The following is a 23529-nucleotide window of genomic DNA, read 5'->3' on the forward strand; positions in this document are numbered from 1 at the left end:
CGTCAGGGCTCGGCCAGGTCGACCGTCACCATATTGTCGTCCGGCTTGCGGTCGATCAATTTATTGTCGGGATCGATGCCGGCCTTGGCCGGCCGTCCATTCACGATCACCGTATAGCTGGCCTCGCGCGCCGTCATGCGCTGGCGTTCGCGCAGCAGCGGATGGCCATTCGCGTCATCGACGCCGATCTCGATCAGGTCGTGCAGCGGCGCATCCTGTTCTTCTCCCTGCTCACCGGCAATCAGCTTGCCCGCCTGTACCTTCACGGTGACGGCATACTTGCCGTCGCTGCGTTTGGTGGCCGTGGCGGACAGGGCGCGGTTGTCGAACAGCACGATTTTCTCGAACAGATCGTCGATCAGGTAAGCCTGCTCGGGCGGCGTGACCTTGCGCAAGCCGTCGATCAGGGCCGTCACGCTCGCGTACGGCGGGCCTTTCTGGCCGTAGCTGGCGAGCAAGTCGCGCAGCACGCCGTTGACCTTGTCTTCGCCGATGATGTCCTGCAGCAAATACATGGCCAGGCTGCCCTTGTGGTAGTGGATGTAGGCCTGGTTTTCATTCTCGGCCAGCGGCAATTCCTTCTTGCGTTCGCTGCTGCGGCCCGACAGGTATTGATTCAGGTCATAGCGCAGGAAGCGGCGCATCTTGGCCGGGCCCGCGGTTTTCTTCATCACCATCAGCGCCGAATACTCGGCCAGCGTCTCGCTGAGCACGGTGGCGCCCCGCGTGTTGCCACCTACCAATTGATGCGCCCACCACTGGTGCGCCACTTCATGCGCCGTGACGTAGAACGGGTAGTCGAGGTCCTTGGGATTCTTGTCGTCGACCTTGGCGATAAAACCCAGTCCTTCCGAATACGGGATGGTGTTCGGGAACGACTGCGCGAAGGTGGCATAGCGGGGGAACTCGACGATGCGCAGCACCTTGTGCTGGTAGGGGCCGAACTGCTTCGTGTAATACTCGAGCGCTTCCTTGCTGCCGCGCACGAAGCGGTCGAGGTTGTACTCATGTCCGGGATGGTAAAACACGTCGATGGCCACATCCTGCCAGCGTTCGTGCCTGACGGCATAGCGGGCCGACTGGATCGAATAGAAATTCAGGATGGGCCGCTCCATCGTGTAATGGAAGTAATGGCGGCCATTGGCGATCCAGTCGTTGTCCAGCATGCCCGGCGCGATGGCCGTCTGGCCGTCGACGGTGCTGACGGTGGCGTCGAAGTTGATGCGGTCGGCATCGTTGCTGACGTAATTCTCGGCCAGTCCCTTCGCATCGTCGCGCGGCAGGGCCCGTTCACGCGCCGGCAAGCCGTGTTTCTTGCGGTCGCGCGGGTCCGTCAGCTCCAGCTGCGCCTGGTAACCGATATGCGGCAGCACGGCATTCGTGAAGAAGGTGCCGTTGGCCACCACGGGCGTGTCCTGGCCCAGGCCGAAGATGCCGCGCGGCGCGTAGCTGATGTCGAAATCGAGGCCCAGGGTGGCGCCCGGCGCCAGCGGCGCGGCCAGGCGGTAGCTGTAAAAGCCCAGCTGGCCGTCATCGAGGCCGGGATGCACGCGCGCATCGAAGCGCAGGCGCATGCTGGCGCTCGGGTCTTGCTGCACGAGGATCTGGCTGATCGGCAAGCTGGTCTTGTTTTGCAGCACGTAGCGGCCCTTGACGACCAGGGTGCGGCGCGCCGGGTAGATGGCCACGTCGAGCTTGACGTCGGTCACCTTCGGCTGCGGCGCGGCGGCAAACTTGCGGTACTGGCGCTCGAAGCTGGCGCGGTCCGCATCGCGCGCGTAGTCGGACTTGTAGTCGTTGGCCACGTGGAAGACGTAGAACAGCACGCCGCCGGCGCCGACGAAGAGCAGCAGGCCGGCGGCAAAGCTGGCCAGCACGGGCCGCGTCAGCGCATGGCGGGCCAGGCGCAGGCGGATGCGCCAGCTGTCCTGCGCGCCGCGGGGCCAGAACAGCAGCGACAGCACCATCAGCATCACGGCCGCGCCGCTCCAGTACAGCAGGTACCAGCGCTCGCGCAGCACATAGTGGCCGGCGCCGTTCATGGCCGAGTACACGAAGTCCGGTGTGCTGCCGTACAGCAAGAGCGGGTCGCCCAGGCCCAGCGAGCCCACGCTGACGCTGGCGATGTAGTACAAAATCATGGCGAAATACGCCAGGTACTTGTGATTGATCAATACCTGCAAGAACAGGGCCAGCACGGCGATCAGCACGTAGTAGGGCAGGTGCGACAGGAACAGCGACTCCACGTACAGGCCGGGATCGAGGCGGTAATAGCCCTTGACGATCTGGATCGACATGCCGCACAGCATGATGACCAGGCTCAGCAAGGCTTGCAGGCCGATCAGCGCAAACAGTTTCGACAGCAGCGGCAGCCAGTTCGGCACGGGCAGGGCGTCGAGCATCAGGTGGATGCGCGCTTCGCGTTCGCGCCACACCAGCTCGCCCGCATAGAAGGTGGTGATCACCAGCATGAACAGGGCGAACGAGGCGCTGACCATTTCCAGCACCTTTTCCGTCACCGGATAGGTGTTCGTGCCATACATGGAGCCCATGTCGAGCGCGCCCGCATACATGGTCAGCACGCCGGCGAGCACGATGACGACAAAATAAATGTTCTTGATGGTTTCGCGCAGGTTCAGCCAGCTCAGCTTGACGAGCAGGGCAGCCAGGTTGCGTTGCGCGAAGTCCGGCGTTTCCTGCGTCGCCAGCGAGGCGCTCGACAGGCGCAGCGGGGCGTCACCCTCGCCGTGGCGCTTCGAGGCGCCCGCGTCGGGTGAGGCATGGAAGTGGAAGCGCCAGTAGCCGAGCAGCAAGGCCACGAGGGCAAAGCCGGACCAGATGGCGCGGTTCAGCAGGTACACGCCTTCCAGCGTCACCAGGCGCGTATTGCGCTCCGCATTCGGCCAGTATTCCGTCAGGCGTATCAGCGCCGTCGTGCCGAAGGGGTCGATCAGGGCGGCCAGGGTCTTGTAGTCGAGGTCGCGCGCCAGCGACGGCGCCACCAGGTAGCCGATCAGCATGACCACCGAGCTGATATACACGGGCAGCATGCGCCGCGTCAGCGCGGCGATGACGAAGAAGATGGCGCCAAAGATGAACAGGTTGGGCAGCAGGGTGAACGCATACGGCATCAGGTAGGCCAGCGCCCGCTGCGGCCCCAGCCGTTCCGGATCGATGCCGGGCAGCCAGGCGCCCAGCCAGGCCCCCAGCACGATGCTGGAAAACACCACGGCCAGCACCAGGTAGGCGCCGAGAAAGCGGCCGAAAACATACTGGTATTTCCTGATCGGCGCACTGAAGAAGAAATGCTGCATGCCGTACTCGAAATCCTGCTGCACCGAGCGGCCCATCATGGCGGCCACCACCACGGCGCCGAAGCAGCCCAGCAGGCTGCACGTAAATGCCAGCGAGCGCGGCGCGTTGATCAGGAACTTGCCGCCGAAACTGACGCTCGCTTCCTTGAAGACGCCGCCGGCGGCCGCCATCCACAGCATGGACAGGGCCAGGAACATGGCGAAATACACCCAGGTGGACAGCAGCTTGAGCCGCTGTCGCGCTTCAAAGCGGGCGATGGCAAACATGGCCGCCCCCTCAGTCGCACTGCGGGGCGACGCGGTGACGCCCGGCAATGGTGGCGAAATACAGGTCTTCCAGGTCGCCGATGGCTTCCTCGAAGCCGTCGCCCGGGTCCTCGTCGCTGTAGACGTGGATCAGGGTGCGGCCCGACAGCAGGCGCGTGGAAATGACGGCGTGGCGCTGCTGGAAGCTGGCCAGCTCCTTCTTGTCGACAAAGCGGGCCCAGATCTTGTAGCTGACCTCGTCGATCAATTCCTGCGTCTTGCCGCACAGCAGCAAGTGGCCCTTGTTGATGATGGCCATGTTGGCGCACAGGTCGGCCACGTCGGACACGATGTGCGTCGACAGGATCACCGTCTTGTCTTCGCCGATGTCGGACAGCAGGTTGTGGAAGCGCACGCGCTCCTGCGGGTCGAGGCCGGCCGTCGGTTCGTCGACGATGATCAGTCTTGGGTCGCCCAGCAGGGCTTGCGCGATGCCGAAGCGCTGGCGCATGCCGCCGGAAAAACTGCCGAGGCGCTGGTGGCGCACGTCGAACAGATTGGTTTGCTGCAGCAGGCCGTCGACCACTTCGCGCCGGCGCGCCCGCTGCGACAGGCCTTTCAGGGTGGCAAAGTGGTCGAGCAGCTCGTAGGCCGTCACTTTCGGGTACAGGCCGAAGTCCTGCGGCAGGTAGCCCAGCATGCGGCGCACCTCGTCCTTGTCGTCGAGCACGTCGTAGTCGCCGAAGAAGACGGAGCCGGAATCGCATTCCTGCAAGGTGGCCAGGGTGCGCATCAGGGTCGACTTGCCGGCGCCGTTCGGGCCCAGCAAGCCAAACATGCCCGGTGGTATCGTCAGCGAGACGTTGTCCAGCGCCACCACGCCATTCGCGTAGGTTTTCGACAATTTGCGGATCTGCAATTCCATACAACTCCTAACTCATGCTGTTGCGGCCCTGCGCCAGGCAGGCGGTCCAGGGCTTCTCTATGCTGGCATTGTATTGAATTTAAGACGTACTGGGCAGTTGCATGCGATACACGGCATTTTCGCGTGCCCAGAGTGCAATTGGCAGGGGTGGACGGCGTGCCGGATCCGGCCTTTCCGGGCGCGCCGCGTGAGTGTCAGTTGCGGAACAAAACCGATTCCCGGTTAAACCACCAACGGCACAGCATCAGCAGCGCGCCCGCGATGACCGTGGTCGAGGCGAGGATCACGCCGAACATGCGGTAATCCATGGTGCCTTTCACCAGCTCCTTCATGGCCAGCGAGACATTCGTCAGCGGCACCATGGCCCAGATCCAGTTCAGCTCGACGCCGGGCAGCATGGCCGCCACCGTGGGCAGGATGACAAACAGCATCAGCGGCGTGATCAGGCCGGCCGCTTCCTTGTAGCTTTTCGCATAGATCGAGATCGACAGCAGCAGCGAGGCGAAGATGGCAGCCGTCGGCACCAGCATCAGGGTCACCATGGCCAGGTCGGGCAAGCCGATGCTATGCACGAGGATGGCCATGTGGCCTTCCAGCGAACTGCCGAAGATGGCCAGCAGGGCACCCATGCTGCCCACCATCAGCACGGCCGAGGTCATGCCGACGGTAAACAGCACGAGGAACTTGGCCAGCACGATGGCGCTGCGCGGCACGGGCGCCAGCAGCAGGGTTTCCAGCGTGCCCCGTTCCTTTTCGCCGGCGCCCAGGTCGATGGCCGGATACATGGCCGCCGTCAGGCACACCATCAGCAGCAGGTAGGGCACCATGCCGCCGATGATGGCGCCCATCTGCTCGCGCTCGTCGGCCGTCGATTGCCGCTCGAGCACGATGGGGTTGAGGGCGAAGGCCAGCTGGGCCGGACTGAGCTTGAGCGCCGACAGGGCGTCGGCGCGCAGGCTGGCGTTGTAGGCGTCGACGATCTCGCGCACCCGCTGCTGGGTCACATCGACCGTGCTGGCGCTGTTGTAATGCAAGGTGACCTTCGCCTGCTCCTGTTGCAGCAAGGTATCTTCAAAGCGCGGCGGAATGACCAGCGCGAACTTGATGCTGTCGTCGCCGATGGCGCGGCGTATCTCGGCCTCGCTGGCCAGCGGCACTTCGCGCAGGTTGTGCTGCTGGGCGAAACGCGCGCTCAGGCCCGGCGAATGGTCCTTGCCGAACAGGGCGTAGCGCATTTCCGCCGTCTTGGCATTCTTGAACATATTGCTCGAGACATAGGCAAAGCCGCCAAAGATCAGCGGCATGGCGAAGATGGGTATGAGGATCGTGAAGATCAGCGTCTTGCGGTCGCGCGTCAGTTCCAGCAATTCTTTCAGATAGATGGTCCACATGGCGTCAGGCTCCCTGGTTGATGACGCTGACAAAGGCGTCGTACAGGTCGGCGCTGCCGCCCAGATGGCGCAGCGCGTCGACCGTGCCGTTGAAGGCCGTGGTGCCGCGGTTGATGATGCAGACCCGGTCGCACAGCTTTTCCACCTCGTGCAGGTGGTGGGTGGAAAAGATCAGCGGCACGCGCAGCGCCTTGTAGCTGGCGATGAAGTCGAGCAATATCTTCGCCGACATCACGTCCAGGCCCGTCGTCGGTTCGTCGAGGATCACCACTTGCGGCTCATGCACGACGGTGCGGGCGATCGCGCACTTCTGTTTCATGCCCGTCGACAGCTGGTCGGCCCGCTTGCTGCCGTACTCCTCCATCTGCAGCAGGGCGAACAGCTCGTCGCAGCGGCGTTTCAGCTTGTCGGCCGGCATGCCGTGCAGGCGGCCGAAGTATTCCACGTTCTCGCGCGCCGTCAGGCGGCCGTACAGGCCCGTCGAGCCGGACAGGAAGCCGATGCTCTGGCGCGCCACCAGCGGCTGCTGCAGCACGTCGACACCGTTGACGAGGGCGCTGCCCGCGTCCGCCTGCAAGGCCGTCGACAACAGGCGCAGGGTGGTTGTCTTGCCGGCCCCATTCGGTCCCAGCAAGCCCAGCACTTCACCGGGACCGCAGCTGAAACTGACGTCGCGCACGGCGTGGAACCAGCCGTCATGCTCGCGCGGGTCGCTGACGTGCACGGCCTTGCCCTTGTGGGGCGGCAGGCGGAAACGTTTTGCCAGGTGCTTGACCTCAATCATGTAATTCATCCATTCGACGGGGAAGAACGAGAGTAGCATGCAAAAAATGTAACTTGCAAGATGGAAATATCGTTTGGTCTATTGAAAAAAACAGCATCTTCATGCAAGCTGGCCCGGTAGGCGCCGGCAGACGGCGCGGGAGAGTGCAATGCAAACGATCGATCAGGCGATGCAGGACAGGGTGCTGGCCGTGGCGCGCGCCGGCATGACCAGTGCCGAAGCCATCGGTTTCTTTCGCGTCAGCCTGGGCCTGTATTACCTGGCCGGCCTGATGACGGAGGAAACGCTCGATTTCAAGCAGATCGACGCCCGTTACAACCGGTTCATTTACCACTCGATTGGTGGCGGGCACAGTATTGCCAGCGTGCTGCAATTCATGAGCGGCGAAAAAGTCTTGCGCGTGCTGCAATCGGAGCGCTTCCTGGCCGCCTTCGGCCAGCATTGCCCCGATATTCCCGTCGACAGCATTTCCTTCCTCATTTCGCTGAACCTGGGCGTGGCGAAAAGCCTGTCCGGCCTCGACGCCGTCGGTCCCGTGGTGGACTGGATCGAGCGGGAAAAAGCGCGCACAAGTCAATAAAGCCCCGTTCGCCCTGCGCGCGACGTGGGCATGCCGGGCCGCGATCGTCCTATAATTCATGTTTTCCTACTCATGAGCATAGCCACGATGACCGCGAACCGCTACTTTCACCCCCTGGATCGTTTGATTGTCGGCGCCGACAAGGCCTTGCGCGTCATGGCGGGCGTGGCGTCCGCCTCGCGCCCTTCGCCGGCCGCGCATGCGCCGGACGCGGAACTGAGCGCGGCCGAGCAGCGCCACAGCGCCGGTTTGATGCGCGTCAACCATGTCGGTGAAGTCTGCGCGCAAGCCTTGTACAACTCGCAGGCGCGCTATGCGCACAGCCCGGCCATCCGCGCCCAGTTCGACGAGGCGGGCCGCGAAGAGGAAGACCACCTGGCCTGGACGGCGCAGCGCCTGACGGAGCTGGGCTCGCGTCTGAGCCTGCTCAATCCCCTGTGGTATGCGGGATCGTTTGCGCTGGGTACCATCGCCGCGCGCATGGGCGACGGCCGCAGCCTGGGATTCGTGGTGGAAACGGAGCGCCAGGTGGAGGCGCACCTGGCCAGCCACCTGGAAGAATTGCCGCCGCAGGACGCCAAATCGCGCGCCATCGTGAAACAGATGGCCATCGACGAGGTCGAGCACGGTGCCGCCGCCCAGCGACTGGGCGCCATCGACACCCCGGCGCCCGTGAAGGCGCTGATGGGCATCATGGGGAAAGTCATGACAAAAACCGCGTATTACATTTAAAACAAAGGCGCTCTGAAGAGCGCCTTTTTTATGCATGCCTGAGCCGTGAAACGCCTGACAAAACCGTAGCGAGCGGAAGGGAGAGGTGGTCGAGAAGCGCAACCGTGCCAGGGCACGGTGAGCATCGCAGGCCGCCTATGCCGATGCGCAGTAGGTTTGGTCAGGCGCTTTCTTCGATGATTTCGAAGGAATGCGTAATCTCGGCGGTTTTCGCCAGCATGATAGACGCTGAGCAATATTTGTCATGCGACAAGGCCACGGCCCGTTCCACGGCCGTCGGTTTCAGGGCCTTGCCACGCACGGTGAAGTGGAAGTGGATCTTGGTAAACACTTTCGGGTCGGTCTCGGCGCGGTCGGCCTTCAGGGTCACTTCGCAGCCGCTGACGGCCTCGCGTCCCCGTTTCAGGATCAGCACCACGTCATAGGCGGTGCAGCCGCCCGTGCCCAGCAAGACCATTTCCATGGGGCGCGGCGCCAGGTTGTGGCCGCCGCCATCGGGCGCGCCATCCATGGTCACCAGGTGGCCGGAACCCGTTTCTGCCCGAAAACTCATGCCCGACGGGCCATTCCAGCTGACTTTGCATTCCATCGTACTCTCCGAAAATTGTAAGCGTTTTGTATTGTAATAGAGGAACGCCTGTCCATGTGCCGCCCGCCGGGCCGCAGCCGGCCTCGATTGCGGCTTGACGCGGCAAGGCAAAGCCGCTTATACTTGTCGGCTTTCCGTTCGCTCAGGAAAAGTAAATAAGGCAGAGTCCGCACAGCAACATCGGCGGAACCACCATTTGAGCGTGTAATCTATTAGGAAGTCAACATGAAAACATTTTCCGCTAAAGGACATGAAGTCCAGCGCGATTGGTTCGTGGTTGACGCGACGGACAAAGTCCTCGGACGTGTTGCCAGCGAAGTGGCACTCCGACTGCGCGGCAAACACAAACCAGAATTTACTCCTCACGTCGATACCGGCGACTTCATCGTCGTCATCAACGCAGGCAAACTGCGTGTGACCGGTACCAAAGCTACTGAGAAAATTTACTACCGTCACTCTGGCTATCCAGGCGGCATCTACGAAACCAACTTCCAGAAAATGCAACAGCGTTTTCCAGGTCGCGCGCTTGAGAAAGCGGTCAAAGGCATGCTGCCTAAAGGCCCACTCGGCTACGCAATGATCAAGAAGCTGAAAGTGTACGCGGAAGGTTCCCATCCGCACGCTGCTCAGCAACCTAAAGCACTTGTTCTCTAAGGAACTGACATGATCGGTAATTACAATTATGGAACCGGCCGTCGCAAAAGTGCAGTGGCTCGGGTTTTTATCAAAGTTGGCACAGGCTTGATCGTTGTTAACGGCAAACCAGCAAACGAATACTTTTCGCGCGAAACGGGTCTGATGGTCATCCGTCAACCACTGGAACTGACCGGCAATGTCGAGCGTTTCGACATTAAAGTCAACGTCCATGGCGGCGGTGAGTCGGGCCAGGCTGGTGCAGTTCGTCACGGCATCACCCGCGCTCTGATCGACTACGATGCAGCGTTGAAACCGGAACTGGCGAAAGCCGGCTTCGTGACCCGCGATGCACGTGAAGTCGAGCGTAAAAAAGTTGGTCTGCGCAAAGCACGTCGCGCAAAACAATTCTCGAAGCGTTAATTTTTACGCTGCAGCACCTTCCCGGTGCTGGTCGAAAAGCCGCTGGACTTCGGTCCCGCGGCTTTTTTGCATTTCAGCGTGACTCTGCGTTGCGCTGTAAAATACGCGGAAAACCCGCGGGGACCGTTTCCCCTCCATCTCTATGCAATATATACACAAGGAAAGAACATGATCAAAGTTGGCATCGTCGGCGGCACTGGATACACGGGCGTGGAGTTGCTGCGCCTGCTCGCTACCCATCCAGATGTCGAGTTGACGGCGATTACCTCGCGCAAGGAAGATGGCTTGCCCGTTGCCGACATGTATCCTTCCCTGCGCGGCCACGTGAAACTGGCGTTTTCCTCGCCCGATAAAGCCAATCTGGAGCAGTGCGACGTGGTCTTCTTTGCCACCCCGCATGGTGTTGCCATGGCGCAAGCGCCGGCCCTGCTGGCCGCGGGCGTGAAAGTGATCGACCTGGCCGCCGACTTCCGCCTGAAGGACCAGGCCAAGTTCGAGCAGTGGTACAAGATTCCCCACACGGCGCCCGAGCTGATAGCCCAGGCCGTGTATGGCTTGCCGGAACTGAACCGCGACGATATCAAGCAGGCCAGGCTGGTCGCCAACCCCGGCTGCTACCCGACCACCATGCAGCTGGGCTTTTACCCGCTGCTGAAGGCGGGCCTCGTCAATGCGGGCGGCTTGATCGCCGACTGCAAGTCGGGCGTGTCCGGCGCCGGCCGCAAGGCGGAAATCGGCATCCTGTTCTCGGAAAGCAGCGACAGTTTCAAGGCCTATGGCGTGGCCGGCCACCGCCACCTGCCGGAAACGACGGCGCAATTGCAGCGCTTCACGGACGAGAAAGTGGCGCTGACCTTCACGCCGCACCTGGTGCCGATGATACGCGGCATGCATTCGACCCTGTACGCGCAGTTGAGCAAGGACGTCAGTAATGACGAATTGCAAGCCTTGTTCGAAGAGCAATACAAGGACGAGCCTTTCGTCGACGTCATGCCATTCGGCTCGCATCCGGAAACCCGCTCCACGCGCGGCTCGAACATGCTGCGCCTGGCCTTGCACCGTCCCGAAGGCGGCAACACCGTCATCGTGCTCGTCGTGCAGGATAACCTGGTCAAGGGCGCGTCGGGCCAGGCCGTGCAATGCATGAACTTGATGTTTGGCTTGAAGGAAACGGCTGGTTTGCAACATATCGCCGTGATGCCTTAAATATGGGCATATAGGCACCAGTGCTTGCGCAGGTCCGGCGCCTTTTTGCCGGACCTGTGATAAATTGGACTGCCGCGTACCCCGATAGGATGACGTTCATGTTCGAGCGCAATGCGAAAAACCCCATCGACACCCTGATCGGCGCCTCGACGCGGATCGAGGGCGACTTGCTGTTTTGCGGCGGCTTGCGCATCGATGGCCATGTGCGCGGCAACGTCACGGGCGAGTCGGGCGAACCCACGTATGTGGTGCTGGGCGAAGCGGGCCGCATCGACGGCGAAGTGCGCTGTTCGTGCCTGGTCGTCAGCGGCGAGATCAACGGGCCCGTGTACGTGTCCGAAATGCTTGAAATCCAGCCGAAAGCCCGCATTGTAGGTGAGGTCTATTACAAGGTGCTGGAAATGCACAGCGGCGCATTGGTGCAGGGCAAGCTGAGTCGCCACGACAGCGCCGACCCCGTGCTGCACCTGGCCGTGTCGGAAATGTGAGCAGGAACAACACCGTCCAGCCGCATCAGCGGCAGCGGCAGCGCGAGTTGCGCCAACAGTCTATAATGACTTAATGTTTTCTAGTAGGAGTGCCTGATATGAATGCCGTCGCTGAAATGCAAGATGTGATCCCTTCGCCTATTATCTTTACCGATAGCGCCGCCGAAAAAGTCGCGCAGCTGATCGAAGAAGAAGGCAATCCCGACCTGAAATTGCGCGTGTTCGTGCAGGGTGGCGGCTGTTCCGGCTTCCAGTACGGCTTCACCTTCGATGAAATCGTCAATGAAGATGACACCACCATGGTCAAGAACGGCGTCCAGCTGTTGATCGATTCCATGAGCTACCAGTACCTGGTCGGCGCGGAAATCGACTACAAGGATGACCTGGAAGGCGCGCAATTCGTGATCAAGAATCCGACTGCGACGTCGACCTGCGGTTGCGGTTCCTCGTTCTCGGTATAAGCACACCTGAGAAAGTGCCCATGGCGGCATTGCATGGGCTTGCCCTGAACATTGTTCAGGCACGCTTGTAAGAATGTTGGGCAAGTAAGAAAATAGCGGATCGATGATCCGCTATTTGTGTTTCTGGAACGCTTGTTCCTTGTTAACGCGGATACAGCGCGCCGAGCACCCGCAGTCCCTTCGCTCCCGTCACGGCCGGCAAGTTGCCCGGCTTGCGCTGTGTAAAGCGCCAGGCCAGCCAGGCGAATGCCAGCGCCTCGACCTGGCTGGGCGCCACGCCCAGCGCTGCCGTCGATGCCACCGCCATGCCCGGCAATGCGCGGGCCAGGGCCGCCATCAGGCTGGCGTTCTGCGCGCCGCCGCCGCACACATACACGGTTTCCGCCTGCGCCCCATCGCGCGCGATGGCGTGCGCCAGGCTGGCGGCCGTCAGCTGGGTCAGCGTGGCTTGCACGTCGGCGGGGCTGGCGCCGGGGTGGCTGGCCAGTTTTCTGTTGAGCCACTCGGCGTGGAACAGGTCGCGGCCCGTGCTTTTCGGCGCCGGCAAGGCAAAATACGCTTCATTGAGCAGCTCGGCCAGCAGGGCAGGCAAGACTTTGCCCGTGGCGGCCCAGGCGCCGTTGGCGTCGTAGGGCTGTCCCAGGTGCTGCAAGACCCAGCCATCCATCAGCGCGTTGCCGGGGCCCGTATCGTAGCCCGTCACCGTGCCATCCGCATGCAGCACGCTGATATTGCCGATGCCGCCGATATTGGCCACCACGCGCGTGTGGCCGGGCGCATTGAAGACGGCCTGGTGAAAGGCGGGCACCAGCGGCGCGCCTTGGCCGCCGGCCGCCACGTCGCGGCTGCGCAAGTCGGCGATGACGTCGATGCCCGTCAGTTCGGCCAGCAGGGCCGGATTGTTCAACTGGCGCGTAAATCCCAGTTCGGGGCGGTGGCGGATGGTCTGGCCATGCGCGCCGATGGCGGCGATGGCGTCCGGGCCGATGCCCGCATTATCGAGCAGCACGGCGACGCAGTCGGCGTAATGGCGCACCAGCGCGTTGGCGGCCAGCGCCTCGCGTTCGATTTCATCGTGCCCCGCGCCTTGCAGCGCCATCAGGTCGGCGCGCAGGCTGGCGGGAAAGGCAATATACGCGTCGCCCAGGCTGCGCACGCCGCCATCGTCAGAAAAGTCGACCAGCGCGCCATCGACGCCATCCAGGCTGGTGCCAGACATTAAACCGATATACAGCATGGGTGTTTCCTCGCGTGCGTAAGTGATGGTATGGATTGTGCCGCATTTGTGCCGTACGCAAAAGCGCACGGGAAGCACGCGCACATAAAACAAAGGCACCGGCCATCTGCATGGGCGGTGCCTTAGTCTATTGCCCGAAGGCAGTGTCGCTTAGCGCGACGCCAGTGCCGTATCGTTCGGACGCAGCAGGGTGAAGCGGTGCATCATGTCGGCCGACACCATGCGGAAGCGGCTCAGCTCGGCGGCCGTCAGCGGCGCCTGTGCTTGTACGTTCAGCTTGCTTGGGTCTTGTGCCACGCCGCCGACGCGGAATTCATAGTGCAAGTGGGCGCCCGTCGACCAGCCGGTGGTGCCGACGTAGCCGATCACATCGCCCTGGCTCACTTTCTGGCCTTTTTTCAGGCCGGAAGCGAAGCGGCTCATGTGGGCGTAGGCCGTCGTGTAGTTGGCCCAGTGTTTCAGGACAACAACATTGCCGTAGCCGTTTTGCATGCCGACGGAATCGACCACGCCGTCGCCCGAAGCGCGGATAGGCGTGCCCGTTGCTGCAGCGAAATCGATGCCTTTATGCGCTTTCCAGTTGCCGGAAATCGGGTGCACGCGCATGGAGAAGCCGGACGAGATGCGGGAAAATTCGAGGGGGGATTTCAGGAAGGCTTTTTTGAGGGACTTGCCGTCGAAACTGTAGTAACCGCCGCCTTGCTTGCTGGCTGGGTCTTCGAACCAAACGGACTGGTAAGTCGTGCCGCGGTTGGTGAATTCACCGGCCAGGATGCGGCCCGCTCGGACGAATTCGCCATCTTGCCAGAACGTTTCGTAGACAACATTAAACGAGTCGCCGCGTTTCAGGTCGGAGCGGAAGTCGATATTGGTGGAGAACATTTCCACGATTTGCGCGGAAATCGAGTCTGGCAGGCGGGTGCCGTCCAGGCTGGAGTCGGTGGCGGCGAACAGGGTGGAGGTAATCTTGCGCGCGTGCATTTCAACGCGGCGTTCCAGCTGGGCTGCCACTTCCGTGGCCACGAACTTGTCGCCCTTGCGGGTGATCAGGATGTTCTTGACCGATTTGTCGGTGCCGTCGACAAGCGTGGCGCGCATCCAGTTGAGGTCGCCGTTTTCGGACGTTTGCGCTTGCACGCGCTTGCCCGATTTCAGCAACATCACGCCGCGCGCGATCTTGTCGGTCTTGATGAAATTGGCGGCCGCCGCATCATCCACGCCGAGACGGGTCAGCAGGGTGGCGAGGGTATCGCCGGCGCGGACTTTTTCTTCGTGGGTGAAATTCTGGTCTACCTGTTCCATCGCGGAAATTTGCGAGGCGAGGTCAGGCATTTCCAGGTTCTGGGCGATCGACTTGACCGGCAGGTCGGACGCGTCGGGCGCCAGCGGGGCCACACCGGCCGCGCCGAAGGCGACCACGGCGAGCAGCACTGCCGACACGCCAATAATGCGTGCCTTGCGTGTCGTCGCCAGCTGTGTGTACAAGCGTGAGCCTGTGATTTTATGTATAGGGTTCATGCAATCAGTTAAAATTTGCCCTTGAACGATACCTGAACTAGCGCTCTTTGTTATTGTTATTTTGATTCGTTTTCATACGGCAAGATTGATGGGATCGAGCATTATAGCAAACTCCGCAAACCTACTACCATTTTGAGATCTACAGTCAAATTTTATGGAAATCAACACCACCGCATCGCCTACAAAGGCTAACGCAGCTCAGACCGCGCTTCCGCTGTCGGACAGAGTACAAGAAGCCCTCGCGATTACCAAGCGTGGCGTCGACGAACTCTTGATCGAAAGCGAATTTGCGCAAAAATTAGCACGCTCCGAGAAAACGGGCGTTCCGCTGCGCATCAAACTGGGCCTGGACCCGACTGCACCCGACTTGCATCTGGGCCATACCGTGGTACTGAACAAGATGCGCCAGCTGCAAAACCTCGGCCATCAAGTCATTTTCCTGATCGGCGATTTTACTTCCATGATCGGCGACCCTTCGGGCCGCAACGTCACGCGCCCGCCGCTGACCAAGGAACAGATCGAGATTAACGCGATGACGTATTTCGCGCAAGCATCTTTAGTGTTGGACGCCAGCAAGACCGAAATCCGCTATAACTCGGAATGGTGCGATCCGCTGGGCGCGCGCGGCATCATCCAGCTCGCTTCCCACTACACGGTGGCGCGCATGATCGAACGCGACGACTTCACCAAGCGCTTCCAGGGCGGCATTCCTATTTCCGTGCATGAATTCCTGTACCCGCTGATGCAGGGCTACGATTCGGTGGCCCTGAAGTCGGACCTGGAACTGGGCGGCACGGACCAGAAGTTCAACCTGCTCGTGGGCCGCGAACTGCAAAAGCAGTACGGACAGGAACAGCAGTGTATTTTGACCATGCCGCTGCTGGAAGGTTTGGACGGCGTGGAAAAAATGTCCAAGTCGAAGAACAATTACATCGGCATCACGGAACCGGGCAACACCATGTTCGCCAAGCTGATGAGCATTTCCGACGTCATGATGTGGCGCTACTACGAGCTGCTGTCGTGGCGCTCGATCGCCGAACTGGCGCAGCTGAAGAGCGAAGTGGAAGGCGGCCGCAATCCGCGCGACGCCAAGGTTGCGCTGGCGCAAGAAATCGTCGCCCGCTTCCACTCGCAGCAGGCGGCGGAAGATGCGCTGGCCGACTTCGTCAACCGCTCGAAGGGCGGCATTCCCGACGATATCCCGGAAGTGACGCTGGCCGGCGCGCCGCTGGGCATCCCGCAATTGCTGAAACAGGCAGGCCTGTGCCCGTCGACGTCGGAAGCCATGCGCATGATCGAGCAGGGCGGCGTGCGCATCGACGGCACCGTCATCAGCGACAAGGGCTTGCAAGTGGCGGCGGGCGTGCTGGTGTTGCAAGTTGGCAAGCGCAAGTTTGCGCGCGTCACCTTGACGGCATGATCGCGCTGCTGCAGCGCGTCACGCAGGCGAAGGTCGATGTTGCCGGCGCCACCATCGGCGCCATCGACGGGGGCCTGATGGTGCTCGTGTGCGCCGAGCGCGGCGATACGGAGAAGGAAGCGGATGCCTTGCTGGCCAAGTTGCTCGGTTACCGCGTCTTTGCCGACGCGGCGGGCAAGATGAACCGCAGCGTGACGGACGTGGCCGGCGGCTTGCTGCTGGTGCCGCAGTTCACGCTGGCGGCCGACACCAAGTCCGGCACGCGCCCGTCGTTCACGCCGGCCGCCGCGCCGCAGGACGGCTTGCGCCTGTTCACGCATTTCGTGGAACAGGCGCGCAGCCGCCATGCGACCGTGCAAACGGGGCAGTTCGGCGCCGACATGCAGGTGTCGCTGACGAATGACGGGCCCGTCACGTTCTGGCTGCAAGTGAATGCCAAATAAACCTGCTGCGCGTCGCCATGTGCGGCCTGCGATGCTCCTGTGCTTCGGCACAGTTGCGCTTCTCGGCCCCGACTGGCTGCCGCTCGCCATGGTTTGTTGCTGAAATTATAATTATAAAGAGGAGCAAGCGATGAAGTTGTGGAGCGAGACCTTTCGTGATGGCGGCCTGATGCCGGCCGAATATGCTTTTGCCGAGATCGATCCGGCCAGCCGCGTGCGCCTTGCCGGCAACCGCAATCCCCACCTGGCCTGGGACGAGGTGCCGAATGGCACCGAGTCGCTGGTGTTGTTCTGCATCGACCCCGATGCGCCGCAGGACGCCAGCCTCGTCAACCGCGACGACCGGACCTTGCCGCTGGCCGCGCCGCGCGGCGACTTTTACCACTGGAGCTTGCTCGATATTCCCCTGGCCATGCGGGCCATTGCCGCTGGCGAGTTTTCCAGCGGCATCACGCCCCATGGCAAGACGGCCGCAGGCGGACCGCTGCAATTGCGCCAGGGTCTCAACGACTACACGGGCTGGTTTGCCGGCGATGCCGCCATGGCAGGCGACTATTATGGCTACGATGGCCCGTGTCCGCCGTGGAATGACGAACGCATCCACCACTATATCTTCCGCCTGTATGCGCTCGACGTGCCGCGTCTGGACTTGCCCGAGCGTTTTACGGGGCAGCAAGCCTACGCTGCCATTTACGGCCACATTCTTGACGAAGCGCAACTCGTCGTCGCCTACTCGCTCAACCCCGAGCTGGCACTTACCTTGAAAACATGAGCACAACCATTTTATTGATACGCCATGGCGAAACGGCCTGGAATGCGGACCGCCGCCTGCAGGGCCATATCGACATCGCCCTGAACGAGGCGGGCCTGGCGCAGGCGGCCGCGCTGGGGCAGGCGCTGGCTGACGAGCCGCTGGCCGCCATCATCGCCAGCGATCTGCAACGCGCGCAGCAGACGGCGCAAGCCGTGGCCGACGTGCAGCAGTTGCCGGTGCAGGCAGACCCCTTGCTGCGCGAGCGCTGCTATGGCGCCTTCGAAGGCTTGCTGTATGCGGACATCGCCGCGCGCTATCCGCACGAGTATGCGCAATGGCAATCGCGCCAGATCGACGCCGTGATGCCGTCCGGCGAGCGCCAGGCCGAAAGCTTTCGCCAGTTCTATGCGCGCGCGAATGGCGCCATCGCCCGCTGGGCCCAGCAGCATGACGGCCAGACGATCGCCATCGTGGCGCACGGCGGCGTGCTCGAGTGCGCTTACCGCGAGGCGGTTGGCATGACGCTCGACAGTCCACGTGACTTCCAGGTGAAAAATGCCAGTGTGAACCGCTTTTCGTACGCGGACGGCAAGCTGCATTTAGTGCACTGGGGAAATATCGAACACCTGAGCGCGCCCGCAATGGACGAGCTGGGCTAAGAGCGGGGCCAGTGCCGCCACGGCCCCATTTTGCTGTGCTGCACAAGCGCGATGCACGCCCTGGCGCACTGAAGCGAAAAAATAGTGCTTATTAATTAGGCAGGGAATCGGTTAAAATAGCAGGTTCCTCCGTCCATTCCAGGTTCTTCAGTGCAAATCGGCCCTCACATTCTGCGCAACAACGTTTTCGTCGCTCCCATGGCCGGCGTGACGGATCGGCCTTTCCGCCAGTTGTGCAAGCAGCTGGGGGCAGGCTATGCCGTGTCGGAGATGGCGGCGTCGAATCCGCGCCTGTGGGCGACGGAAAAAAGTTCGCGCCGCACGGACCATGAGGGCGAAATGGAGCCGAAAGCCGTGCAGATCGCCGGCGCCGATCCGCAAGACCTGGCCGACTGCGCCAAGTTCAATGTGGACCGGGGCGCGCAGATCATCGACATCAACATGGGTTGCCCCGTGAAGAAGGTGTGCAACAGCTGGTGCGGTTCGGCCCTGCTGCAAGATGAAAGCCTGGTCGAGAAGATTTTGCATGCCGTCGTCAACGCCGTCGACGTGCCCGTCACCCTGAAATTTCGCACGGGCTGGAACCGTTCCAACAAGAACGCCCTGACCATCGCCCGCATCGCCGAGCAGGCCGGCATCCAGATGCTGACCTTGCACGGCCGCACGCGCGCCGATGGCTACAAAGGCGATGCTGAATATGAAACCATTGCTGCCGTGAAAGCATCGGTGGGCATTCCCGTGGTGGCCAATGGCGACATTACCAGCCCGGAAAAAGCCCGTTTTGTGCTGGATCAAACAGGCGCCGATGCCGTCATGATCGGCCGCGCGGCGCAGGGCCGGCCGTGGATTTGCCGTGAAATCGATCATTTCCTGCGCACCGGCACCTTGCTGCCGGCGCCGTACGTGGATGAAGTGCGCGCACTGATGGATGAGCATTTGCGCGCCCACTACGCGTTTTATGGCGAATTTCTCGGCGTGCGCACGGCGCGCAAGCACATCGGCTGGTATGTGAAAGACCTGGAAGGCGGCGAAGCGTTCCGACAGCAAATGAACTTGCTCGAGTCGACGGAAGCGCAGTTGCTGGCCGTCGATCAATTTTTTGAGTCGCAATGGAAATTTGGCGAACGGTTACAATACCGCCTCGCCGAATCCAGTGAAAGTGGCCTGATAGAAGCGGCCACGGCAGCATGAGCAGATAGCAAGAAAGTTACGTATAAGTTAAGCAGCAAGTTAAAAGCAATACAAGGGCGAGCGCCTATACAGAGCGTCATGCAATATTAATTACACACCGAGACAAGACGGCAGCACGCGGACCGCATGAGCGACGCGGCAGCGGATTGTCAGGTGTTCAGCCGGTTGAAGCATAAAAATGAGCAAAGAAAGCATTCAGGAAGTCGTACAGAAAAGTCTAGAAGATTACTTCAATGACCTGGGCGAACAGCAAGCATCGAATATCTACGACATGGTCGTGCTGACCGTGGAAAAGCCCATCCTGGAAGTCGTGATGACACGCGCCGATGGCAACCAGTCGCACGCCGCGCAGATGCTGGGCATCAACCGCAATACCCTGCGCAAGAAATTGCAGGAGCACGGTTTGCTGTAATGCCGGCATGCAAGTGACGCCAAGATTTGAATCCGCCGCAGCCCGGCCCGGGCCTGCGCCATTCGCCAAGAACACTTAACCACCTAGCCACAGCCATGATCAAACAAGCTCTCCTCTCCGTTTCCGACAAGACCGGCGTACTCGAATTCGCCCGCGCCCTGTCCGCGCTCGGCGTCAACCTCCTGTCCACCGGCGGCACCGCCAAATTGCTGGCGGACAACGGTGTTCCCGTGACGGAAGTCGCCGATTACACGGGTTTCCCGGAGATGCTCGATGGCCGTGTGAAGACGCTGCACCCGAAAGTGCATGGCGGTATCCTGGCGCGCCGCGATTTCCCTGAGCACATGTCGAAACTGGTCGAGCACGACATGCCGACCATCGACATGGTGGTGGTCAACCTGTACCCGTTCCAGGGCACGGTGGCCAAGGCCGATTGCACCCTGGAAGACGCCATCGAGAACATCGATATCGGCGGCCCGACCATGCTGCGTTCGGCGGCCAAGAATCACAAGGACGTGGTCGTCATCTGCGACCCCACCGACTACGACGTGGTGCTGGCGGAAATGCGTGCGGCCGACGGCAAGGCCGGCGACGTGAGTTACGACACCAAATTCATGCTGGCGAAAAAAGTCTTTGCGCATACGGCGCAATACGATGGCGCCATCACCAATTACCTGACCAGCCTGGGCCCGACGAAAGTGCACGCCGAGCGCGGCGCCTATCCGCAAATCCTGAATGTCGCATTTGAGAAAGTGCAAGACATGCGCTACGGCGAGAATCCGCACCAGAGCGCCGCCTTCTACCGCGACCTGGCCGTCACCGACGGCGCGCTGGCCAACTACCGCCAGCTGCAAGGCAAGGAATTGTCGTACAACAACATCGCCGATGCCGATGCGGCCTGGGAATGCGTGAAGAGCCTCGGCGGTTTCGAGCAAAGCGCCGCCTGCGTCATCGTCAAGCACGCGAACCCCTGCGGCGTCGCGCTGGGCAAGAATGCGGCCGAAGCGTACGCGCGCGCCCTGCAGACGGACCCGACCTCGGCATTCGGCGGCATCATCGCGTTTAATACCGAACTGGACGGCGCTACCGCCGGCGAGATCGCCAAGCTGTTCGTCGAAGTGCTGATCGCGCCGTCGTTCTCGGCCGAAGCGAAACAGATTCTGTCGAGCAAGCAAAACGTGCGCATGCTGGAAATCCCGCTGGGCAATGGCGTCAACGCCATGGACTTCAAGCGCGTGGGCGGCGGCTTGCTGGTGCAATCGCCGGATGCGAAGAACGTCGCCATGGGCGACCTGCGCGTGGTCAGCAAGCTGCAGCCAACGCCGCAGCAATTGTCCGACCTGATGTTCGCCTGGAAAGTGGCGAAATTCGTCAAGTCGAACGCCATCGTCTTCTGCGGCGGCAACATGACCCTGGGCGTGGGCGCTGGCCAGATGAGCCGTATCGATTCGGCCCGCATCGCCTCGATCAAGGCGCAGAACGCGGGCCTGTCGCTGGCCGGTTCCGTGGTGGCGTCGGACGCCTTCTTCCCGTTCCGCGACGGCCTCGACGTTGTCGTCGATGCGGGCGCGACCTGCGTCATCCATCCGGGCGGCTCCATGCGCGACCAGGAAGTGATCGATGCGGCCGACGAGCGCGGCGTCGTCATGCTCTACACGGGTACGCGTCACTTCCGTCACTAATATAGATAGAGAAAGTAGGTCGGATTGGCGGGGCCGAAGGCTGCGCGTCATCCGACAAGGGCAGTTGGCGACGCATGTCGGATGACGCGTCCCGCTAATCCGACCTACCCCTACTCGATAAAGTACTCAGCGGCAGGCACCGGTTATTCACCGGTGCCTGCCGTATTCATTATAGAATCTGGCGATGATTATTCTTGGCATCGATCCTGGCCTGCGCACGACCGGCTTTGGGGTCATTGAAAAACACGGCAACAAGTTGCGCTATATCGCTTCGGGTACCGTCAAGACGGGGTCCGAAGGGGAATTGCCGCCGCGCCTGAAGGTCATCTTGCAGGGCGTGAGCGAGATCGTCGGCACTTACCAGCCCGACTGCGCGGCCATCGAAAAAGTGTTTGTCAACGTCAACCCCCAATCGACCCTGCTGCTGGGCCAGGCGCGCGGCGCGGCCATTTGCGCGCTCGTGCATGCCGACCTCTCGGTGGCCGAATATACGGCGCTGCAGGTGAAGCAGGCCGTCACGGGCCATGGCAAGGCGGCCAAGGAGCAGGTGCAGGAGATGGTGTCGCGCCTGCTGTCCTTGCCAGGCTTGCCCGGCACCGATGCGGCCGATGCGCTGGGCGTGGCCATTTGCCATGCCAACAGCATCGATGCGCTGGCCATGATAGGCGCGCTGGCGCCCCAGTTGCAGGGCTTGCGCATGAAGCGCGGCCGCCTGGTGGGCTAGGTTGTCAACTTGGCCCTCATATATATACACAACATTAGGAACACGCGATGATAGGCCGTCTCTCCGGTATTTTGCTTGAAAAGAATCCACCACAATTGCTGGTCGATTGCCAGGGCGTCGGCTATGAAGTCGACGTGCCGATGAGCACGTTTTACAACCTGCCGCACGTGGGCGAGAAAGTCGTGCTGTTCACGCACCAGGCCATCCGCGAAGATGCGCATCTGCTGTTTGGCTTCGGCAATGCGGCCGAGCGGGCCGTATTCCGCCAGTTGATCAAGATCACGGGCGTGGGCGCGCGCATGGCGCTGTCGATTCTCTCGGGCATGACGATTGCCGACCTGGCCCAAGCCATTACCTTGCAGGATTCCGGCCGTCTCGTGAAAGTGCCTGGCATTGGCAAGAAAACGGCCGAACGGCTATTGCTGGAACTGAAGGGCAAGCTGGGTGCCGATATCGGCGCCGGCGGCGCGCACGCGGCGCCGGACGCGCAATCGGACATCCTCAACGCCCTGGTGGCGCTCGGCTATTCGGACAAGGAAGCGCTGGCGGCCGTGAAAAACGTGCCGGCCGGCAGCGGCGTCTCCGACGGCATCAAACTGGCGCTGAAAGCGCTGTCGAAAGGCTGATCAGGCATGAGCATCCAGACCGACAGCTTCACGGAACAGCGCATCATCGACGCGGCGCCCATCTCGCACAACGAGGAGGCCATCGAACGGGCCTTGCGCCCGAAGCAGCTCGATGAGTATGTGGGACAGGAAAAGATCCGCGACCAGCTCGAGATTTTCATCACGGCCGCGCGTCAGCGCAAGGAAGCGCTCGACCACACCTTGCTGTTCGGCCCGCCGGGCCTGGGCAAGACGACCCTGGCGCACATCATTGCGCGCGAAATGGGCGTCAACCTGCGCCAGACCTCGGGCCCCGTGCTCGAGCGCCCGGGCGACCTGGCGGCGATCCTGACGAACCTGGAAGCGAACGACGTCCTGTTCATCGATGAAATCCACCGCCTGTCGCCTGTCGTCGAGGAAATTCTGTATCCGGCGCTCGAGGATTATCAAATCGATATCATGATCGGCGAAGGGCCGGCCGCCCGTTCCGTGAAGCTCGATTTGCAACCGTTTACCCTGGTCGGCGCCACCACGCGCGCCGGCATGCTGACCAATCCGCTGCGCGACCGCTTCGGCATCGTGGCGCGGCTGGAGTTCTACAACACGGGCGAGCTGACGAAGATCGTCACGCGCAGCGCGGCGCTGTTGAAAGCCCCGATCGACCCGGAAGGCGCGCACGAGATCGCCCAGCGCGCGCGCGGCACGCCGCGCATCGCCAACCGCCTGCTGCGCCGCGTGCGCGATTTCGCGGAAGTCAAAAGCAATGGCGAGATCACCAAGGTGGTGGCCGACCGCGCGCTGGCCATGCTCGACGTCGATTCCGTCGGCTTCGACGTGATGGACCGCAAGCTGCTTGAAGCCGTGCTGTTCAAGTTCGGCGGCGGTCCCGTCGGCATAGGGAACCTGGCGGCCGCCATCGGCGAAGCGGCCGACACCATCGAAGATGTGCTGGAGCCGTATCTGATCCAGCAGGGCTTTTTGCAGCGCACGCCGCGCGGCAGGGTCGCCACGCCGGCCGCCTACCTGCATTTCGGCGTCAGCGCGCCGCGCATGGGGCCTGGCGGCGAAGCGTGGGAACTGTGATGGTGGAAGAGGGCGTATCTTCCAGCACG

24 protein-coding genes are annotated in these 23529 nt (G+C 61.8%); 17 read left to right on the plus strand and 7 right to left on the minus strand.

The genetic code is table 11. The features are described 5' to 3' along the window. Positions 1–2: 2 nt before the first annotated feature. From AC1RDJ_RS19845 to AC1RDJ_RS19860, 4 genes are all read right to left on the minus strand, one after another. Positions 3–3581, minus strand: a complete 3579-nt coding sequence (locus AC1RDJ_RS19845) for an ABC transporter permease/M1 family aminopeptidase (RefSeq protein ID WP_493028475.1) — start codon at positions 3579–3581, stop codon at positions 3–5. A gap of 10 nt (positions 3582–3591) precedes the next feature. Beyond that, complete coding sequence (locus tag AC1RDJ_RS19850; RefSeq protein ID WP_071325407.1) at positions 3592–4485, minus strand: ABC transporter ATP-binding protein; 894 nt, start codon at positions 4483–4485, stop codon at positions 3592–3594. Between the two features lie 194 nt (positions 4486–4679). Then, positions 4680–5876 carry an ABC transporter permease gene (locus AC1RDJ_RS19855; protein WP_071325406.1) on the minus strand — a complete coding sequence of 399 codons (1197 nt, stop codon included), beginning with the start codon at positions 5874–5876 and terminating at the stop codon, positions 4680–4682. Between the two features lie 4 nt (positions 5877–5880). Then, a complete protein-coding gene (locus AC1RDJ_RS19860; RefSeq protein WP_493028554.1) occupies positions 5881–6660 on the minus strand; it encodes an ATP-binding cassette domain-containing protein in 780 nt (259 codons plus the stop codon). A gap of 148 nt (positions 6661–6808) precedes the next feature. Here AC1RDJ_RS19860 and AC1RDJ_RS19865 point away from each other — a divergent pair, with 148 nt between their 5' ends. Both AC1RDJ_RS19865 and coq7 read left to right on the plus strand, forming a co-directional pair. Next, positions 6809–7240 carry a hypothetical protein gene (locus tag AC1RDJ_RS19865; RefSeq protein WP_071325405.1) on the plus strand — a complete coding sequence of 144 codons (432 nt, stop codon included), beginning with the start codon at positions 6809–6811 and terminating at the stop codon, positions 7238–7240. A gap of 87 nt (positions 7241–7327) precedes the next feature. Then, on the plus strand, positions 7328–7972 hold the full coding sequence (coq7, locus tag AC1RDJ_RS19870; RefSeq protein WP_071325404.1) for a 2-polyprenyl-3-methyl-6-methoxy-1,4-benzoquinone monooxygenase: 645 nt from the start codon (positions 7328–7330) through the stop codon (positions 7970–7972). A gap of 160 nt (positions 7973–8132) precedes the next feature. On the opposite strand, the gene AC1RDJ_RS19875 is transcribed toward coq7, so the two are convergent. After that, positions 8133–8561 (minus strand): OsmC family protein, encoded by a 429-nt coding sequence (locus AC1RDJ_RS19875; protein ID WP_071325403.1) that lies wholly within the window; start codon positions 8559–8561, stop codon positions 8133–8135. Between the two features lie 225 nt (positions 8562–8786). Here AC1RDJ_RS19875 and rplM point away from each other — a divergent pair, with 225 nt between their 5' ends. The 5 genes from rplM to erpA all read left to right on the plus strand — a co-directional run bounded on the left by rplM (position 8787) and on the right by erpA (position 11772). Then, positions 8787–9215 (plus strand): 50S ribosomal protein L13, encoded by a 429-nt coding sequence (gene rplM / locus AC1RDJ_RS19880; RefSeq protein ID WP_010393282.1) that lies wholly within the window; start codon positions 8787–8789, stop codon positions 9213–9215. Between the two features lie 9 nt (positions 9216–9224). Then, complete coding sequence (gene rpsI / locus AC1RDJ_RS19885) at positions 9225–9617, plus strand: 30S ribosomal protein S9 (protein ID WP_010393285.1); 393 nt, start codon at positions 9225–9227, stop codon at positions 9615–9617. Positions 9618–9785: 168 nt separating this feature from the next. Continuing rightward, positions 9786–10823, plus strand: coding sequence for an N-acetyl-gamma-glutamyl-phosphate reductase (gene argC, locus AC1RDJ_RS19890; RefSeq protein ID WP_493028476.1), 1038 nt, complete (start codon positions 9786–9788; stop codon positions 10821–10823). A gap of 98 nt (positions 10824–10921) precedes the next feature. Beyond that, a complete protein-coding gene (locus AC1RDJ_RS19895) occupies positions 10922–11311 on the plus strand; it encodes a bactofilin family protein (RefSeq protein WP_071326711.1) in 390 nt (129 codons plus the stop codon). 98 nt (positions 11312–11409) lie between these two features. Beyond that, positions 11410–11772 carry an iron-sulfur cluster insertion protein ErpA gene (gene erpA, locus AC1RDJ_RS19900; protein WP_029496047.1) on the plus strand — a complete coding sequence of 121 codons (363 nt, stop codon included), beginning with the start codon at positions 11410–11412 and terminating at the stop codon, positions 11770–11772. Positions 11773–11914: 142 nt separating this feature from the next. Here the strand turns inward: erpA and AC1RDJ_RS19905 are convergent, their stop codons facing one another. Beyond that, entirely contained in the window at positions 11915–13009 is a 1095-nt protein-coding gene (locus AC1RDJ_RS19905) for an anhydro-N-acetylmuramic acid kinase (RefSeq protein WP_493028477.1), read from the minus strand. A 150-nt stretch (positions 13010–13159) separates the two neighbouring features. Beyond that, the gene (locus AC1RDJ_RS19910) at positions 13160–14527 is read right to left on the minus strand and encodes a M23 family metallopeptidase (RefSeq protein WP_071325400.1); all 1368 of its coding nucleotides are present in this window, start codon (positions 14525–14527) and stop codon (positions 13160–13162) included. 154 nt (positions 14528–14681) lie between these two features. On the opposite strand from AC1RDJ_RS19910, the gene tyrS reads away from it, so the two are divergent. From tyrS to ruvB, 10 genes are all read left to right on the plus strand, one after another. After that, on the plus strand, positions 14682–15947 hold the full coding sequence (gene tyrS, locus AC1RDJ_RS19915; RefSeq protein ID WP_071325399.1) for a tyrosine--tRNA ligase: 1266 nt from the start codon (positions 14682–14684) through the stop codon (positions 15945–15947). Beyond that, the gene (dtd, locus tag AC1RDJ_RS19920) at positions 15944–16390 is read left to right on the plus strand and encodes a D-aminoacyl-tRNA deacylase (RefSeq protein ID WP_289889411.1); all 447 of its coding nucleotides are present in this window, start codon (positions 15944–15946) and stop codon (positions 16388–16390) included. Before tyrS ends, dtd begins: the two co-directional genes overlap by 4 nt. A gap of 130 nt (positions 16391–16520) precedes the next feature. Then, positions 16521–17162 (plus strand): YbhB/YbcL family Raf kinase inhibitor-like protein, encoded by a 642-nt coding sequence (locus tag AC1RDJ_RS19925; protein ID WP_071325397.1) that lies wholly within the window; start codon positions 16521–16523, stop codon positions 17160–17162. Beyond that, positions 17159–17803, plus strand: a complete 645-nt coding sequence (locus AC1RDJ_RS19930) for a histidine phosphatase family protein (protein ID WP_071325396.1) — start codon at positions 17159–17161, stop codon at positions 17801–17803. Before AC1RDJ_RS19925 ends, AC1RDJ_RS19930 begins: the two co-directional genes overlap by 4 nt. Before the next feature lie 150 nt (positions 17804–17953). Further along, positions 17954–18994 (plus strand): tRNA dihydrouridine synthase DusB, encoded by a 1041-nt coding sequence (gene dusB / locus AC1RDJ_RS19935; protein ID WP_493028478.1) that lies wholly within the window; start codon positions 17954–17956, stop codon positions 18992–18994. 178 nt (positions 18995–19172) lie between these two features. After that, a complete protein-coding gene (locus tag AC1RDJ_RS19940) occupies positions 19173–19406 on the plus strand; it encodes a helix-turn-helix domain-containing protein (protein WP_008445162.1) in 234 nt (77 codons plus the stop codon). 95 nt (positions 19407–19501) lie between these two features. After that, on the plus strand, positions 19502–21088 hold the full coding sequence (gene purH, locus AC1RDJ_RS19945) for a bifunctional phosphoribosylaminoimidazolecarboxamide formyltransferase/IMP cyclohydrolase (protein ID WP_289889414.1): 1587 nt from the start codon (positions 19502–19504) through the stop codon (positions 21086–21088). A 184-nt stretch (positions 21089–21272) separates the two neighbouring features. Next, positions 21273–21812 carry a crossover junction endodeoxyribonuclease RuvC gene (gene ruvC / locus AC1RDJ_RS19950; RefSeq protein WP_034784777.1) on the plus strand — a complete coding sequence of 180 codons (540 nt, stop codon included), beginning with the start codon at positions 21273–21275 and terminating at the stop codon, positions 21810–21812. Between the two features lie 47 nt (positions 21813–21859). After that, complete coding sequence (ruvA, locus tag AC1RDJ_RS19955; protein WP_070222695.1) at positions 21860–22438, plus strand: Holliday junction branch migration protein RuvA; 579 nt, start codon at positions 21860–21862, stop codon at positions 22436–22438. A 6-nt stretch (positions 22439–22444) separates the two neighbouring features. Continuing rightward, on the plus strand, positions 22445–23500 hold the full coding sequence (gene ruvB / locus AC1RDJ_RS19960; protein WP_101483827.1) for a Holliday junction branch migration DNA helicase RuvB: 1056 nt from the start codon (positions 22445–22447) through the stop codon (positions 23498–23500). Positions 23501–23529 lie beyond the last annotated feature (29 nt).

The sequence above is a fragment of the Janthinobacterium sp. GW822-FHT07H10 genome, from assembly GCF_058798675.1.

Excerpts from the sequence above, each read along its gene's own strand:
- AC1RDJ_RS19845 (WP_493028475.1), bottom strand. The coding sequence starts at position 3,581 with ATGTTTGCCATCGCCCGCTTTGAAGCGCGACAGCGGCTCAAGCTGCTG.
- AC1RDJ_RS19850 (WP_071325407.1), bottom strand. The coding sequence starts at position 4,485 with ATGGAATTGCAGATCCGCAAATTGTCGAAAACCTACGCGAATGGCGTG.
- AC1RDJ_RS19855 (WP_071325406.1), bottom strand. The coding sequence starts at position 5,876 with ATGTGGACCATCTATCTGAAAGAATTGCTGGAACTGACGCGCGACCGC.
- AC1RDJ_RS19860 (WP_493028554.1), bottom strand. The coding sequence starts at position 6,660 with ATGATTGAGGTCAAGCACCTGGCAAAACGTTTCCGCCTGCCGCCCCAC.
- AC1RDJ_RS19865 (WP_071325405.1), top strand. The coding sequence starts at position 6,809 with ATGCAAACGATCGATCAGGCGATGCAGGACAGGGTGCTGGCCGTGGCG.
- coq7 (WP_071325404.1), top strand. The coding sequence starts at position 7,328 with ATGACCGCGAACCGCTACTTTCACCCCCTGGATCGTTTGATTGTCGGC.
- AC1RDJ_RS19875 (WP_071325403.1), bottom strand. The coding sequence starts at position 8,561 with ATGGAATGCAAAGTCAGCTGGAATGGCCCGTCGGGCATGAGTTTTCGG.
- rplM (WP_010393282.1), top strand. The coding sequence starts at position 8,787 with ATGAAAACATTTTCCGCTAAAGGACATGAAGTCCAGCGCGATTGGTTC.
- rpsI (WP_010393285.1), top strand. The coding sequence starts at position 9,225 with ATGATCGGTAATTACAATTATGGAACCGGCCGTCGCAAAAGTGCAGTG.
- argC (WP_493028476.1), top strand. The coding sequence starts at position 9,786 with ATGATCAAAGTTGGCATCGTCGGCGGCACTGGATACACGGGCGTGGAG.
- AC1RDJ_RS19895 (WP_071326711.1), top strand. The coding sequence starts at position 10,922 with ATGTTCGAGCGCAATGCGAAAAACCCCATCGACACCCTGATCGGCGCC.
- erpA (WP_029496047.1), top strand. The coding sequence starts at position 11,410 with ATGAATGCCGTCGCTGAAATGCAAGATGTGATCCCTTCGCCTATTATC.
- AC1RDJ_RS19905 (WP_493028477.1), bottom strand. The coding sequence starts at position 13,009 with ATGCTGTATATCGGTTTAATGTCTGGCACCAGCCTGGATGGCGTCGAT.
- AC1RDJ_RS19910 (WP_071325400.1), bottom strand. The coding sequence starts at position 14,527 with ATGAACCCTATACATAAAATCACAGGCTCACGCTTGTACACACAGCTG.
- tyrS (WP_071325399.1), top strand. The coding sequence starts at position 14,682 with ATGGAAATCAACACCACCGCATCGCCTACAAAGGCTAACGCAGCTCAG.
- dtd (WP_289889411.1), top strand. The coding sequence starts at position 15,944 with ATGATCGCGCTGCTGCAGCGCGTCACGCAGGCGAAGGTCGATGTTGCC.
- AC1RDJ_RS19925 (WP_071325397.1), top strand. The coding sequence starts at position 16,521 with ATGAAGTTGTGGAGCGAGACCTTTCGTGATGGCGGCCTGATGCCGGCC.
- AC1RDJ_RS19930 (WP_071325396.1), top strand. The coding sequence starts at position 17,159 with ATGAGCACAACCATTTTATTGATACGCCATGGCGAAACGGCCTGGAAT.
- AC1RDJ_RS19940 (WP_008445162.1), top strand. The coding sequence starts at position 19,173 with ATGAGCAAAGAAAGCATTCAGGAAGTCGTACAGAAAAGTCTAGAAGAT.
- purH (WP_289889414.1), top strand. The coding sequence starts at position 19,502 with ATGATCAAACAAGCTCTCCTCTCCGTTTCCGACAAGACCGGCGTACTC.
- ruvC (WP_034784777.1), top strand. The coding sequence starts at position 21,273 with ATGATTATTCTTGGCATCGATCCTGGCCTGCGCACGACCGGCTTTGGG.
- ruvA (WP_070222695.1), top strand. The coding sequence starts at position 21,860 with ATGATAGGCCGTCTCTCCGGTATTTTGCTTGAAAAGAATCCACCACAA.
- ruvB (WP_101483827.1), top strand. The coding sequence starts at position 22,445 with ATGAGCATCCAGACCGACAGCTTCACGGAACAGCGCATCATCGACGCG.